The following is a 14,260-nucleotide window of genomic DNA, read 5'->3' as shown; positions in this document are numbered from 1 at the left end:
GTGGCTTCAATCCCATAACAGAATTTGCAGGTTCGGCTTGACCGGTACGTCCAGTCCATTGGTGCCACTCAAGGGTGTTTCGGTGCCGCGCAAGGGGTCATACAAGGTGGCGGTGGTCATGCCCGGCAAGTGCGCGCTGCCGCCACGGGCCGACCAGAAAAACCACACCTTGCGCCCGTCGGCACGGGTCCAGCCGATGCTGAACAGGCCATCGGGCAACTGGTCAGCGGTGGGTGGATCGCCGGGGGTCAACTTGGGCCCGCTCACCTGCAGGAAATTCTGCAACGCGGTATACGACGGCTTGGGGTTGGCGTCGATGTCGAGCAAGCCATAACTCTGGTCACGCACGCTGGCACGCTGGTCCAGGTCGCTCAGGGTGAACAGGAAGATCTTGTCGAAATCCAGCGCGCTCATCAGCGCAACGCGGCGCACGATGTAGTCGGCCTGGCCTTGGGTGGTGATGAAGTCCTGCACCTCTTTCGGGCCTTTATAGTTCGACCAGCCCCATTCGGTGCTCCACAGGGTACTCACCCCGGCCGCCCGCAGTTTCTGGTTGAGGGCGCTGGTCTTTTCGACAAAGTCGAGTTTCGACGGGGTGTTGCCTTCGGGCAATTGGGTGTACGGGTGGTAGGACATGACGGTATTGAGGCTCGGCACGCCCAGTTGCAGCAGCCCGTCGAGCATGTTCTGGCCGTTGGGCATTTCGCTGAAGAACGCCATGCCGGCAGCCACCACTGGCTTGTTCGGGTTCACCACCCGCAGCGCGGCTGCGGTGACTTGCAACAGGTTCGCATAGCCGGCCGGGTCGGCGACGGGGCGCCAGAAACCCAGCAGGTTCGGCTCGTTCCACACCTGCCATGCATCCACGCTGGGGTAACGTTGGGCCAGCAACGCCATGCGGTTGGCGAAGATACTCGGGTCCTTGGGCGGGAACTGGTCCTGATACGGCGAGGAGGCCGGCGCGGTGGTGGCGAACTTCGCCGAACCCACCAGGTAGAACACCGACTTGATCTGGTTCTGCTGCAGCTTGTTCACCAGTTCGTCGAGGGTCGCGACGTTGTACTGGTTCTCGGCGGTTTCCAGTTGGTCCCAATGCAGGTCCAGGCGCACCCATTCCAGGCCCAGGGCCTTGAGGCGGTCGATCTGCTTCTGATAACGCTCGGGGCTGAACCACAGGAACTGCGCGTTCACCCCCAGAAAATCTTTCCACACGATCTCTTTGTTGCCCTTGAGCACATGGCTCTCGGCATCGGCCGGGCGGCCCCAGAGAAAGGCGGTCAAGCCCAGTGCGGCGACGATGGCGAGGGTCGCCAGGTAAGTCCGTTTACGTGCCATGGTTGCCTCCTGCAATGGCTTCACTAAACAGTGTCGCGAACTTCTGTGCCGTCAACGGCCACAGCCGTTCACGCCCAATCGCGGCGGCGCGTGCGGCCCAGTCCCTGGCCATTTGCGGGTTGCGTGCGAGCAGCAGCAGTTGCTCGCTCAAGGCGGCGACATCGCCTTGTGGATAGATGGCGCCATTGCCGCTGGCGACTTCCTCGGCGAACGCCCGGGCATCGGAGGTGATTGCGCCGCGCCCACAGGCGGCGGCCCACGACAATGCACCGCTGGTGCCACGCTGGCGGCCCAGCAGGCCGAGTTTTTTCGATTCGCGATACGGCAGCACCATCACATGGTGCGCCTGGATCGTCTGTGGGATTTCGCTGGCCGGCAAATTCAGCCGCCAGTCGATGGAGCCGGCCAGGCCGAGTTCGGCAATCTGGCTGTTCAACTGCTCCAGGTAATTGCCGCCTGCGCCAAACGCCATTTCGGCGGCAGTGCCACCGGCCAGGGTCAGGCGCACACGGTCACGCAATTCGGGGGCTTTTTCGAAGACGGCGGCCAGTGCCTGCAACAGGTCTTCGATGCCTTTGCCACGGTAGATAAAACCAAAATACAGCAGGTGCAGCGTGTCCAGTGGCGGCAAGGCCACGGGCGGGATATCCAGGTTGGCGTGGTTGATCACCGCCACCTTGCCGGCGGGCAATTGCATGCGCGCCGTCAGGCAGTCGGCGCCCAGGCGGGTGAGGGTCACCAGCCGGGTCAGGCCCTGGGCGACGTGACGTTCTTCGCGCAGGGTCAAGGGATCGGCCAGCACCACCGCCGCCTGGGGCAATGGGCTGGGCAAGGATTCCAGCAGGTTCAGCGGAAAGGGCAGTTGCTCGCGCCGCCAGACCATGCGTTCCGGGTCATGCACCGTGGCAGTCAGTGGCAGCGCAGGGTAGGCCTTGCGCAACTCGCGCAGGGCCAGGAACTCCCCCAGCCGTCCACCGCCCAGCTCGGCGTGGACCAGATCAACCCCCTGCCAGTTGAAACCGGCAATGGCTTGCTTGATCGACGCCGTGCTGCCGACCACGCCCGTCAAGGGCGTAGCCACCTCGACGCCCAGTTGCTCCAGTGCCGTCTTGAAGTGATTCGCGTAATCGGCGATCCCGTTCTTTTCCGGCGGCAGGGGAGCGAGCAGGGCGATGCGCATCAGAACGAACCCCGGTATTTGGCGATGGTTTTGAGCACCTTGACCGGTACCTCGAACTTGCGGCGGTTGATGATGATGCCATCGACCTTGCCGAACGCCGTGGTGAGGATCGACAGGGCGTGTTCCACCACAGGTACCGTGCTTTTTTGCGCTTCCACCACCAGCGCAATCAGGTCGGCACGGCGCAGGTTGATGAACGCGTCACGGTTGTCCAGCAGCGCCGAGGCATCCAGCAACACCACCTGGCCCGGAACCGCCGGCTCAATTCCGCCGACCCGTACCCGCACGCCGTTCTCTTCCAGCAACTGGCGCAACTGCTCGACCACAAAACTCACCCCTTCACCGTGTCGCGCCGAGGTCAGCCCCAGGGTCAGGCCCTGTTCGGCAATACGCTCCAGCGGCAGCAAGCCATACAGGCGATAAATGCTCGCGTTGAAGGCGTTGGTGCTTTGCGCGGTACTGGTGTCCAGCTCCGGCAGCGTGGTCCACAGCGGCAGGCCGAACTTGCCTTCCACCAGGCCGCCGTCGTGGATCCGTTGATCCAGCAGGTAGCACAGGTAGATCACCAGCAGCCCGACCACGATGGAGAACGGGATCGCCAGCAACAGCATCAACAGGGTTTTCGGGAAGACGCGCCCAGGGTTGAGGGTGGCTTCTTCGATCACCGCGATGTTACTGATTTGGCTCTTGTCCAGTTCACGGTCGATCCGCGATTTCTCCAGGCTGTCGACATACAGCGCGTAGTTTTTCTCGGTGCCGCTCAGCTCACGGGCCAGGCGCGCCAGTTCCGGCTCAATAGCCAGGGCGTCCTTGCGTTGCGCTTCCAGTTCCGTCAGTTGCTTTTGCTGTTGCGTCAGCTGTGTGCGCAGCGCCAGGTTGTTGCTGGTTTCATCCAGCAGTACCCGTTGCAGGTGGATTTCCAGGGTGTTTGGCGCACGGTTTTCCGAGCTTTGCACCGTGTCGCTTTCACCGGCGACCTGGGCCTGCATGGCACGGATCGAGGCGTCCAGGGCTTTGACCGGCGGCGCGTTATCCGTGTAGGTACGCATCATGTCGGCTTTTTCCAGGAGCTTCTGGTTCAGCAGGCGACGCAAGTCTTGTTGCTGCGGGTTCAACGCGATCTGGCGAACCGTGGTCACCTCTTTGGGCTGGCCCTTGAGTTGATTGCGGGTGCTTTCGATGGCGCTGTCGGACGAGGCAATCAGGCGGGTGGAGTTGAACACTTCGCCACGCAGCACGTTGATCCGCTCGGACAAGTCTTCCAGGCGATCCGTGATGCTCGACGCGCCGATCTCGTTCAAGTGCGTAAGGATCTGCTCCTTGTAGCTCTTGATCTGGGCAGCGCTGGAAGACACCTGGCCTTCATAGAACGCGTACAGGCTCTTGCGGCCCAACGCCTGGGTGCGTTCTTCGATGTAGGTTTCCACCCAGTCCTTGACCACCGCCTGGGCGATTTCCGGATCATCCCAGGTGAAGCTGATGTCCATCACCGTGGAGCCAATGGCGTGGGTCACGTCGAAGTTTTTCTCCAGGCTTTTAGCCAGGCGCTCCACCGGGGTGGTTTCTTCGACGATGCCGACGGTTTCCAGCACCACTCGAACACCGTCGAATACTGAGCTGATGCCTTTCTTGACGTACCACTTGGTGCGCTTCCACACGCCTTGCGGCGGTTGCATCTTGTCCATCACGTCCAGGTAATGCTCGGCCACGGCACGCACGATGGGGCGCCCGGTCAGCAGGCGTTCTTCGTCGACAATCGGGTCGCGCTGGGTACTCGGCATGACGATCGGCTGACGGTTGTCGACCTCGATCGGCATCGTCGAGTCACGCCCCGGTTTTACCAGCAACCGCGCGGTGGATTCATACTTCGCCGGCAGCAGGAACGCCCCCAGCAAAATGATCACCAGCGCGGCAAGCGCCGCGAGTTTGAACTCGTGCTTGAAGATGAAGAACAGACGCAGAAGATCACGAAAAGAACGGATCTCGATCATGGGATGTCGCTCCTTTAGTGGTTCGTGGTGTAGCTGTAGCCCACACCAATGGATTTGGTGAAGGGAATCAGCTGGTTCAGGTAAGTGTCCACGCCTTGGATCCGTTCGCCGACGTTGGACTTGGGTACAAACACCACGTCACCGCGTTGCAGCGCCACGGGCTTGCGGCCCAGAGCGCCGTTCTTCAGGTACTGGCTGAAATCGAGGAAGTAGGCGTGGTAAACGCCTTGGCCGTCTTCACGCAGCAGGGCGACCATGCTTGCGTTGCCCACCGAACTCACGCCGCCGGCACCGAGAATCGCCTGCTCCATGGTCGGGGCCGTGGCGATGGAAATAGCCGACGGGTTTAACACCGCGCCGCCGACGATCACCGTGTTACCCGGCGCCTGGTTGATGTTCACCGTCACCCGAGGCTCGCGATACACCGGTGCGAGTTTCTGGCTCAGCTCGGCGGCGACTTCCGCCGGCGTGCGCCGCGCCACCTGGATCGGCCCCAGGAAGGGGTAGTTGATCTTGCCGTCGTTCTGCACGGTGTACAGCGTCAGCTCGTAAATCGTGCTGACGTTGAACGCCGACAGGGTCGGCATTTCCCCGGCATCGCGGACGATCCGCAGCTGGTCGCCGATGCGGATCCGCTCCACGGCCGGCGGCAACTGGGCCATGCGATCGAGGGCCTGCTTGCCCTCGTTCACCGTCTTGCCATCGGGCGCGACGATCCGCGCGGGCGTATTGCAGGCGGCCAATGCCATCATGGCCAGGACGAGCAAGGTTCGTTTCATCAAAGGGGTCTTCCTGTAGGTCATGATGCTCACCTCCAATAACCGGGGAACATGCTGATGCGCCGCTTGAGGGCGAGGGGGAGCTGGCGCTCCAGATGGCCCAGCCGGTAGCCGAGCAATTTGAACGCGCTGCGCACCAGTACTTCGGGTACGCGGTGCAATGCACCGGCTTCGCGTAACGCTCGAAGCTCGGCCAGTACATAGCGTTTACCTTCACCGCCGGCATCGCCAAAAGCCTGGCGGATCCACGGCTCGCGGCCGTAGAACACGCCAATGTCGAAGTAGCGGTGAAACTCATCCATGAGACGGTAATCGTGGGAGTGATAAACCAGGGCGGTGGCGGCATAGCGCACCTTGTAGCCCTCCAGCAGCATGCGGGCGGCGACGTAGGCGTCCTCGCTGCCGATCACATCCGCGGGGAAGCCACCGACGGCTTGCAGGGCGCTGCGCCGGTACACCGAAAAAGAATCCGAGCTGAAGCACGTCTTGATCCCCAGCTCCGGCGCATCCGCCAGGCTTTTGCTGCGGCTCTGCGGCGGGTAGTTGAAGTGGCGTGACTGGGCCCCCAGCACACCGGCATCCGGGTGCGGCAGTTGGCGGCCATAGGCGACGCCGTTGAGCGGGTCCAGTTCCAGCTCGCCCACCAGGTTGGCGAAGGTCTCGGGTTCGGCGGGGATCGCGTCCTGGGTCATCACGATCAGCGCGTCGCCGTCGACTTGTTCGCTGGCCCAGCGGCGGGTGCCGCCATGGTTGAAGTCCTTGGCATCGATCACTTCGACCCGTACGCCGAACGCGCGAAAACGCGCCACGGTGTCGTCGGTGGAGGCGCTGTCGACCACCAGGGTTTCGTCCGGTTGCAGGGTTTGCATGCGCAGCGCCGGCAGCAGCCGGTCGAGGTGGCTGGCTGCGTTGCGGGTCGGGATGATCAGGGCGGTACGCATCACTGCTTCACTTCGGCCGGAGCCCGGCCGTAGATGTCGTCAAAACGCACAATGTCGTCTTCCCCCAGGTACTCGCCGCTCTGCACCTCGATCATCACCAGGTCGATGATGCCGGGGTTGGTCAGACGGTGTTTGTGCCCGGCTGGAATGTAGGTGGATTCGTTGGCGTTGATCAGGAATTCACGGTCGCCGTTGGTAATCATCGCCGCGCCGCTGACCACCACCCAGTGTTCGCTGCGGTGATGGTGCATCTGCAACGACAGCGAGGCGCGCGGCTTGACCACGATGCGCTTGATCTTGAAGCGGCTGCTTTCTTCCAGCACGGTGTAGGTGCCCCACGGCCGGGTCACGGTGCGGTGCAGGCTGAACGCCGGATGGTTCTGGCGCTTGAGCTCGGCGACGATGTAGCGCACGTCCTGGCTGCGGTTGGCGTCGGCAATCAGGATCGCGTCCGGGGTGTCGACGATGATCAGGTCGCTCACGCCCACCGCGCCCAATACGCGCTTGGGCGAGTCGATGTAGCAGTTATGCACGTCGTGCAGGATGGCTTCACCGTTGACCTGGTTACCGTTGGCATCGCTCGGGGTAAGCTGGCGCACCGCGTCCCAGGAACCGATATCACTCCAGCCGATGTCGCAGGGCACCACGGCCACTTTCGCGGATTTTTCCATCAGCGCCACGTCAATCGAGATATCGGGCGCAGACCCGAAGCCTTCGGCGTTCAATTCGCGCTGGCGGCAGTTGTTGTTATTCAGGCTGTGGCTGTGGTCGAGGGCGGCTTTCGCGGCGTCCAGGACGGCGGGGGCATGCAGCGCAAGCTCGTCGAGCAATGTGCTCGCCTTGAAGCAGAACATCCCGGCATTCCACAGGTGCTTGCCGCCGTCCAGATAACCTTGGGCGGTGGCCAGGTCGGGCTTCTCGACGAAGCGCTTGACCCGGAAACCCTGGCCCAGTGCTTCGCCTTGTTCGATATAGCCGAAGCCGGTTTCCGGGTGGTCGGGCTGGATGCCGAACGTCACCAGGTAGCCGGCCTCCGCCAGCTCGCGGGCCTGGGTGACGGCATCGGCGAAGGCACTTTCATCGAGGATCAGGTGGTCGGCAGGCATCACCAGCAACTGCGCCTCGCCGCCGAAACTCTCCTGCACATGCAGGGCGGCCACGGCGATCGCGGCGGCGGTGTTGCGGCCAAACGGCTCCAGCAGCAGGTCGAGGGCCAGGTGGGTCTTGTTGACCGCGCGGTAGTCATCGAGGGTGCGAAACAGCATCTCGCGGTTGGTCACCGTCAGCACGCTTTCCACGCCCGGCAAGTGACTGGCCCGCAGGAAGGTCTTCTGCAACAGGCTTTGGTCGTCACGCATGCGCATGAAGGGCTTGGGCATGTTCTGCCGCGACACCGGCCACAGCCGGGTGCCCGAGCCACCGGAAATGATGCAGGGAATCAAGCCGTTGAGGGTGCTCATCAATAGACTTCCTTGGTCGAAAGGACGGCCGGGACCGTCATGAAAACGATGTACAAGTCGAACCACACCGACCACTTCGAGATGTACTCCAGGTCGTATTCAACGCGTTTCTGAATCTTGAACAGGGTGTCGGTCTCACCACGATAGCCGTTGATTTGTGCCCAGCCAGTGATGCCCGGTTTCACCCGGTGCCGCGAGCTGTACTCGCTGACGGCGACTTCGTAGGGCACCCCGGCGGCCTTGGTCGCGGTGGCGTGGGGGCGCGGGCCGACCATCGACATGTTGCCCAGCAGCACGTTGAACAACTGCGGCAGCTCATCAATGCTGGTCTTGCGAATAAACCGGCCCACCCGGGTGATGCGTGGGTCGCCACGGGTGGTCTGGCGGTCGGCGTTGAAGTCGCTCATCTCGGCGTACATCGAGCGGAACTTGAACACCCGGATCACGTTGTCGTTGTAGCCAAAACGGTTCTGGCGAAACAGCACCGGGCCTTTGGAGTCGAGCTTGATGGCAATCGCCGTGATCAGCATGATCGGCGACAGTGCCACCAGGCCCAGGGTCGCCAGAATCAGGTCTTCGCAACGCTTGATAAACGGCGACCAACCCCGCAGCGGCACGTGTGAGGTGTTGAACATCAGGATGCCGCCCACATCGGTGATGCGGCTGTGGCCATAACGCAGGGCGGCCATGTCGGGCACCAGCATGACGTTGACCGACATCTGCCGCAGGCGCGTCACCAGACCGTTGATCCGTTGTTCAGCGGCCCAGGGCAGGGTAATCATCACCTGGTTGACCTGCTCGGAGCGGATCAGTTTTTCCAGGTCGCGGGTGTTGCCCAGCAGCGGCAGGTTGCTCAATTCCTTGGGAATGCGCTCGGTGCGGTCGTCGATAAAACCGATCAGGCCGGAGCGGATATCACCGTTGCGTTGCAAGTGGTCGGCCACGTGCACGGCGGTGTCGGTGAAGCCGAGGATCACCGTGCGTTGCAGGTATTTGCCGTTCGCCATCAGGTGGCGAAACAGACGCAGCATCACCATCCGCTCCAGCCCGAACAACGCAAGACTGGTGACAAACCAGAACGCCAGGTTGCGCGGGCTCAACTGCGGGAACATCAGCAGAATCTGGTACATGAACAGCAGGATGCAAAACGCCGAAGACCAGGCCACCAGCATGGTGCGAAACCGCAGGCGGTTGCTGAACAACTCCTCGGAGTAAACCCCCATGGCCTGGAACAAAATAATCGTCATGATCGCGAAGAACAGCAGCAAGCCGAGAAAGTGCGCGCGCAGTTCAGTGGCCATCGGTTCCGGATAAAACAGCAGGATCAGTGCCGGAAAAACAGCGGTGAGACCGTGCATCAACTTTACGAAAACAACAAAAAACTCAATAAAACCGGCCCGGGTCAAAAACAGGCTGTCGACGGACGACTTCTCGCGCATAAAAACATCCCTCATTGCACACCAGGGCTTCCTTGTTCGGCTGCTCATCCATAAAGGCAGGGCTTGCTTTATAAGTGGCGCCAGACGAACGGCTTGCTTCGCTGGGTAATACGCAATTACCTATCTATTTGCAGGGAATTTGCGGGGTAATGGCTAAATGATGGTTCTCTTTTCCTTGCTCGTCAAGGTTTTGACTTTTATATAAAGGTATCGATCTAGACACATTATCCAATCATCTTAGTGACAAATTGTTGACTGTCTAGGTCGGGTTCCCGGGTTCTTCGAGAACAAAATGCTGGCGTTTTGGAGTGTAGGAACAAATTTGGGAAATTTCCTGCGGCTGAGGAAAACCTTTTTTTGACGGAGGTAGGACGCGGGGTTTTTCGGGGACAAGCGACGAGTGGTGAGGACGTGAGTCCGTCACCACATTGAGGCGGTACTAACCTTAAAAATTGCCTTTCAAACTGACGGTGAAGTTGCGCGGTTCGCCGTAGAAATTACCCCAGTCGGCCGTTCCCACCGTCTGATAGTAATTTTTGTCGAAGAGATTGTTACCGTTCAGCGCCACCGTCCATGTGTCATCAACCCGGTACGCCAACCGCGCATTCCATACCGCATAACCGGCTTGTTCCAGTTTGATGCCTTGAATTCGGTAGTTGCTGCTCTGGGCGTTGACGCCGGTGCCGACGCTCCATTTCGACAGTGTGCCGTCCAGCTGATAATCGCCCCACAAGCGCAGCATGTGTCGCGGCACGTAGCTGTTTGCGACCGCGCCAATTGCGGCGCTGTTGATGTTGTTGAGATTCTTGGTCTGGGTGTAGGTGTAGCCGCCCGCCACTTGCAAACGTTCCAGCAACTCGCCACTCAACTCGGCTTCGACACCTTGTGCGCGAACCTTGCCAGTGTCGGTGTAGCAATAGCCGTCTGCCGAGGTACCGCATTGGGTGGTGTAGTCGGTTTCGGCGGCGTTTTTCTCGATAGCGCGGAACAATGCCAGCGAGCTGTTGAGGCGCCCCTCAAACCATTCGCCCTTGATGCCCAGCTCGTAGTTTTCGCCGATTTTGGGCTTGAGGGCGGCGCCGGTCACCGTGGCGTTGGAGCTTTGTGGCTGGAAGATATCGGCGTAGCTGGCGTACACCGAAAGGTTGTCGTCGAGGTCATAGATCACCGCGGCGAACGGCGTGACTTCACCGGTTTCCTTGGTGCGTGCGTCCTGCAGGGCCCATTCGCCCCAGGCGAGGTTATTCGACTGGCGGCGGTTTTCGAACCAGCTGACGCGACTGCCGAGCACCACCATCAATGGCTCGGCCAGCCTCAGGCGCAAAGTGGCGTAGGTACCGTACTGGGTGGCGGTTTCCTTGACGGTGCCGCCCCGGTACATGTTGGGCCAGAAGGTATCGTTGGCGGGCTGCGGGAAGTGGTGGTTGGGCAGGAAGATACTTTGCCGGTCGGGCAGGCTCCGGATCGCGTAGACATCGTCCTGGGTGCCACGGCTGCCATTGGCGCCGATGATGAGTTCATGCTGCAAACCGAACGCTTCGAACTTACCGTCCAGGTAGGCATCCAGTCCGAAATCCCGGTGGTCGTAGTCAAACAGCGCGGCGTACATCTCGGCGGTTGGCGCCGGATCACCGTACTTCACGGTGCCTTGGCTGGCGGCGTATTTGATGTCTTGCAGGTTGCGGCTGTTCACCGCCGTGACCTTGAGTTGCCAGTCGTCGTTGAAGTGGTGGGTGAGGTCGGCAAACAGCGTAGTGCGTTGGCTCTGCCAGTCGTTCCAGGCCTGGCCCAGGCAGGTGGAACGGCTCAGGCCGATGCTCTTGCCGTCGCTGTAGCGCGGCACACCGCCCCAGCAGGGCGTTGCATCGACATCTTCGTAGCTGGCACCGATGCCCAGGGTGGTGTCGGGCGAGAGGTCAACATCCAGTGCGAGGTAGACAGCTTGGTCCTGGCGCTTGGAGACGTCCATGTACGAGCCACGGTTCTGTTGGCTGACCACGGCGCGGCCGCGTACGGTGCCGCTGTCATTGAGCGGGCCGCCGGTATCGACGTCGGCGCGGTAGTTGTCCCAGGTGCCGGCAGACAGCGACAGGCTGGTGGTGGGTTTGTCTTGTGGCCGCTTGCGCACGAAGTTCACCGCACCACTGGCGGTGCCGGCGCCCTTGAGCATGCCGGCTGCGCCCTTGAGCACTTCCACCCGGTCATAGATCGCCATGTTGGCGGTGAAGCTGTCGGCCTGTACGTAGTCTTTGCCGATGTCCAACGGCACACCGTCGAACTGGTATTGGCCGAGCATCTTGAAACCACGGGAATAGAAATACTTGCCACCCATCGGTGAGTCGTAGGTGGTGATGCCCGGGGTGTGTTCCAGCAATTGATCGATGGTGGTGATGTTCTGGTCGTCGATCAGCTTGCGGGTCATGACGCTGACCGATTGCGGTGTTTCCCGCAGGCTGTGGGCGCCCTTGCCGATGGTCACCGCGCCGGTGGTGTAGGAACCGCTGCCGTCAGTGGTGACGCCGAGGTGTTCGCCGGTCACGGTGGTGGCACCCAGGTTCAGCGCGCCGGTGTCCGCGACTTGCGGCAACAGCAGCCAGGTGTTGTTGCTCTGGCGTTGGGCTTGCAAGCCCTGGCCCTGGATCAATTGGCTCAAGGCTTGCTGGCTGTCCAGCGCGCCGTTGAGGCCGGGGCTGGTCTTGCCGGCGACGCTGGTGGCGTCATAGGCCAGGCTGATACTCGCCTGGCGCGCAAACTGGTCGAGCACCGTGGCCAATGGGCCGGGTGCGATGTTCCAGTCACGGGCCTGGGTGTCGCTGGCAGGCGTTTGCGCCATGACCGCCAGGGGCAGGGCGCTGCCGTTCAGGCAGGCACCGAGCAGGGCGGCGTGCACCGCATGCTTGAGGGGAGAACGCTTGGAGGGGAACGCTTGCATGGCCGCGGAATGCTCCTGAAGGAAGTGGACAGAATCGGCCTGTTGATCGGCCTTTCCTTACAGGTCGAGCGAAGATGAGAATTCACCTCATTTATTTTCGGAAGGTCATGCACGAGCTGCGACGGTCACCCAATAACGGCTGCGATAGGTGATGTTCACCGACAGTGCCTGTGCCACCAGGGTCAGGACCTGATCGGTATCGTCCAACTGGTAAGTCCCGGACACACGCAGGCCGGCGACCGCTTCGCTGCAGCGCACCAGCCCATTGCGGTAACGGCTCAGCTCCGCGAGGAAATCGTCCAGACGCATGTTGTGAGCGCTGATCACACCGTCGCTCCAGGCCCAGGGATCCAGGCCTGTGGTGGCGGGTGGACGCAAGCCGTTTCGATCAAACAGCACCTGCTCGCCGGGCTGTATCACCCCACGTGCGCTGGCCTGATGGCTGTCGGCGAATACCGCGACGGTGCCTTTCTGCACGGCGAGCAAGGTGCCGTGGGGCTCCTCGCGCACCATGAACCGGGTGCCCAAGGCGCGCAGATAACCGTCGCGGGTTTGCACCCAGAAGGGCCGTGGCGCGCTACCGTCGGCGCCCATGTCGATCAGGATTTCACCCTGGCGCAACTGCACCAGACGCCTGTCGGTGTTGAAGGCTGTGTCGATGGCGCTGGCACTGTTGAGCTGGATACGGCTGCCATCGTCGAGGGCGACCCAACGCCGCTCTCCAGTAGCGGTGCGGTAGTCGGCCAGCAGGCCGGGCAATGGCGTGTAGTCGCGGCCGAACCATGTCAACCCTGCGGCACCGGCGAACAGCCCGAGCAACTTCAACCCTTCACGGCGGCTGATGCGTTGGCGGGCACCTTGCAAGGCATGGCGGCCGACCTGTGCCGGCAACTGCGCAAACTCGTCACTCATCGACGAGACCCGTTGCCAGGCCTGCTGGTGATCGCCACTGGTTTCAAGCCAGCGTTCGAAGGCGGCCGTGGTGGCGTCATCGGCAATATTGAACCGCAGCTTGATCATCCACTGGATCGCCTGGTCCACCAATGGCGGATTAGCCTTCGGCATAACGCAACCGATAACAGGCGTGCAGTGCCTTGGCCAGGTCGCGCTCCACGGTGGCCTTGGACACCCCCAGGCGCAGGGCGATCTGTTGGCAGGTCAAGCCGTCCAGTTGCGCCAGCAAAAACGCTTCGCGCACCCGTGGCTTGAGTTGGTCCAGCAGGCGGTCGATGCGCTCCAGGCTGTCGAGGATCAGCAGGCGGGTTTCTGCCGACGGCACCTCGACTTCCGGGAAATGCGCGAGGCTCTCCAGATAGGCACGCTCCAGTTCGCGGCGTCGATACTGGTCGATCATCAGGCTGCGGGCGATGCTGCTCAGGTAGGCCCGGGGTTGCAGCAAGGCTTGCTGCTTGCGCGCATTGAGCAGGCGCACGAAGGTTTCCTGCGCCAGGTCGGCGGCGTGCTCACGGCAGCCCGTACGCCGGCTCAACCAGCCGCGCAGCCAGGAATGATGGGCATGGTAGAGCTGGCCGATGGCGGCATGATCCAGTGGGTGGTCGCTCGACATGGGCATCCTGGCGCGGGCGTTTTAATTGATAACGGTTCGCATTCTATGCGCTGGCCAGAGGATTGGGCAATCATTGCCGTGTGGATTTGGCGGGATGCACAAACCCACACAGGCTTGACGGGGTTGCGGCTAAGCCTTGCGCAGGTGCAAACACTCAATCGAGCGGTCGACGGTGGTCTTGGCAATTTCCGGCAAATGCCACACCGCCATCATCACCTGGTATTCGTTTCCAGCTTGCCAGTAAGAGGTGCCGCCCTGGTTTATGTTCCTCAATCGGGTACGCCATTCGGGCGTGTCGGCGAATGGTGGGTCGTACTCGACCCGAATCGGTATCCATCCACCCTGGCGCCAATGTTCCTGCAAATCCAGCACGACCTTAAGGGTGTCATCAAGCAGTAGTGGTTCTATTTGCGGTGACAAGCTGAGGTCTGCGACGCGTATCACTACCCATACGAGAAGTACGACAACGCATAGGCCAAACCCTCCACGTCGCCATGCTGGGTATCGTGTCATGGCGGTCCCCATGGAGTGGCCAGTGCAAGCGTCATGAGGTAACGCTCCTCTGTCGGGTGCCAATCGTCCCTGAACCGTCCCACCACCAGCATTACTTGATGCTTGTCCCTTGCTCGCCAATAG

The 14,260-nt window shown here is 61.5% G+C and carries 10 protein-coding genes and 1 pseudogene; all 11 read right to left on the bottom strand.

Translation table 11 applies throughout. The features are described from left to right. Positions 1-6: 6 nt before the first annotated feature. A complete protein-coding gene (locus LIY45_RS11740) occupies positions 7-1,335 on the bottom strand; it encodes a cellulase family glycosylhydrolase (RefSeq protein ID WP_226476431.1) in 1,329 nt (442 codons plus the stop codon). Beyond that, positions 1,325-2,515: a glycosyltransferase gene (locus tag LIY45_RS11735; RefSeq protein ID WP_226476430.1), complete on the bottom strand. Its 1,191-nt coding sequence runs from the start codon at positions 2,513-2,515 to the stop codon at positions 1,325-1,327. The genes LIY45_RS11740 and LIY45_RS11735 overlap by 11 nt, the downstream gene beginning before the upstream one ends. Further along, positions 2,515-4,506 (bottom strand): exopolysaccharide transport family protein, encoded by a 1,992-nt coding sequence (locus LIY45_RS11730; protein ID WP_226476429.1) that lies wholly within the window; start codon positions 4,504-4,506, stop codon positions 2,515-2,517. Before LIY45_RS11730 ends, LIY45_RS11735 begins: the two co-directional genes overlap by 1 nt. Positions 4,507-4,520: 14 nt before the next feature. After that, entirely contained in the window at positions 4,521-5,285 is a 765-nt protein-coding gene (locus tag LIY45_RS11725) for a polysaccharide biosynthesis/export family protein (protein WP_017476845.1), read from the bottom strand. Between the two features lie 29 nt (positions 5,286-5,314). Beyond that, on the bottom strand, positions 5,315-6,226 hold the full coding sequence (locus LIY45_RS11720; protein WP_226476428.1) for a glycosyltransferase: 912 nt from the start codon (positions 6,224-6,226) through the stop codon (positions 5,315-5,317). Next, positions 6,226-7,686: a mannose-1-phosphate guanylyltransferase/mannose-6-phosphate isomerase gene (locus tag LIY45_RS11715; RefSeq protein ID WP_226476427.1), complete on the bottom strand. Its 1,461-nt coding sequence runs from the start codon at positions 7,684-7,686 to the stop codon at positions 6,226-6,228. Before LIY45_RS11715 ends, LIY45_RS11720 begins: the two co-directional genes overlap by 1 nt. Next, positions 7,686-9,125, bottom strand: a complete 1,440-nt coding sequence (locus tag LIY45_RS11710; protein WP_226476426.1) for an undecaprenyl-phosphate glucose phosphotransferase — start codon at positions 9,123-9,125, stop codon at positions 7,686-7,688. The genes LIY45_RS11715 and LIY45_RS11710 overlap by 1 nt, the downstream gene beginning before the upstream one ends. Positions 9,126-9,570: 445 nt before the next feature. Then, a complete protein-coding gene (locus LIY45_RS11705) occupies positions 9,571-12,057 on the bottom strand; it encodes a TonB-dependent receptor (RefSeq protein ID WP_226476425.1) in 2,487 nt (828 codons plus the stop codon). A 105-nt stretch (positions 12,058-12,162) separates the two neighbouring features. Next, positions 12,163-13,122, bottom strand: coding sequence for a FecR domain-containing protein (locus tag LIY45_RS11700; RefSeq protein WP_226476424.1), 960 nt, complete (start codon positions 13,120-13,122; stop codon positions 12,163-12,165). After that, on the bottom strand, positions 13,109-13,624 hold the full coding sequence (locus tag LIY45_RS11695; RefSeq protein WP_017476851.1) for a sigma-70 family RNA polymerase sigma factor: 516 nt from the start codon (positions 13,622-13,624) through the stop codon (positions 13,109-13,111). The genes LIY45_RS11700 and LIY45_RS11695 overlap by 14 nt, the downstream gene beginning before the upstream one ends. 201 nt (positions 13,625-13,825) lie before the next feature. Further along, positions 13,826-14,062, bottom strand: a pseudogene (locus LIY45_RS11690) (hypothetical protein); the annotation flags it as partial. Between the last annotated feature and the right edge of the window lie 198 nt (positions 14,063-14,260).

It is taken from the genome of Pseudomonas sp. MWU16-30323 (assembly GCF_020515595.1).
Classification (GTDB): domain Bacteria; phylum Pseudomonadota; class Gammaproteobacteria; order Pseudomonadales; family Pseudomonadaceae; genus Aquipseudomonas; species Aquipseudomonas yamanorum.
The sequence above is the reverse complement of the archived record's forward strand: the minus strand, read 5'-3'. Positions and strand labels throughout refer to the sequence as shown.

Excerpts from the sequence above, each read along its gene's own strand:
- LIY45_RS11740 (WP_226476431.1), bottom strand. The coding sequence starts at position 1,335 with ATGGCACGTAAACGGACTTACCTGGCGACCCTCGCCATCGTCGCCGCA.
- LIY45_RS11735 (WP_226476430.1), bottom strand. The coding sequence starts at position 2,515 with ATGCGCATCGCCCTGCTCGCTCCCCTGCCGCCGGAAAAGAACGGGATC.
- LIY45_RS11730 (WP_226476429.1), bottom strand. The coding sequence starts at position 4,506 with ATGATCGAGATCCGTTCTTTTCGTGATCTTCTGCGTCTGTTCTTCATC.
- LIY45_RS11725 (WP_017476845.1), bottom strand. The coding sequence starts at position 5,285 with ATGAAACGAACCTTGCTCGTCCTGGCCATGATGGCATTGGCCGCCTGC.
- LIY45_RS11720 (WP_226476428.1), bottom strand. The coding sequence starts at position 6,226 with ATGCGTACCGCCCTGATCATCCCGACCCGCAACGCAGCCAGCCACCTC.
- LIY45_RS11715 (WP_226476427.1), bottom strand. The coding sequence starts at position 7,686 with ATGAGCACCCTCAACGGCTTGATTCCCTGCATCATTTCCGGTGGCTCG.
- LIY45_RS11710 (WP_226476426.1), bottom strand. The coding sequence starts at position 9,125 with ATGCGCGAGAAGTCGTCCGTCGACAGCCTGTTTTTGACCCGGGCCGGT.
- LIY45_RS11705 (WP_226476425.1), bottom strand. The coding sequence starts at position 12,057 with ATGCAAGCGTTCCCCTCCAAGCGTTCTCCCCTCAAGCATGCGGTGCAC.
- LIY45_RS11700 (WP_226476424.1), bottom strand. The coding sequence starts at position 13,122 with ATGCCGAAGGCTAATCCGCCATTGGTGGACCAGGCGATCCAGTGGATG.
- LIY45_RS11695 (WP_017476851.1), bottom strand. The coding sequence starts at position 13,624 with ATGTCGAGCGACCACCCACTGGATCATGCCGCCATCGGCCAGCTCTAC.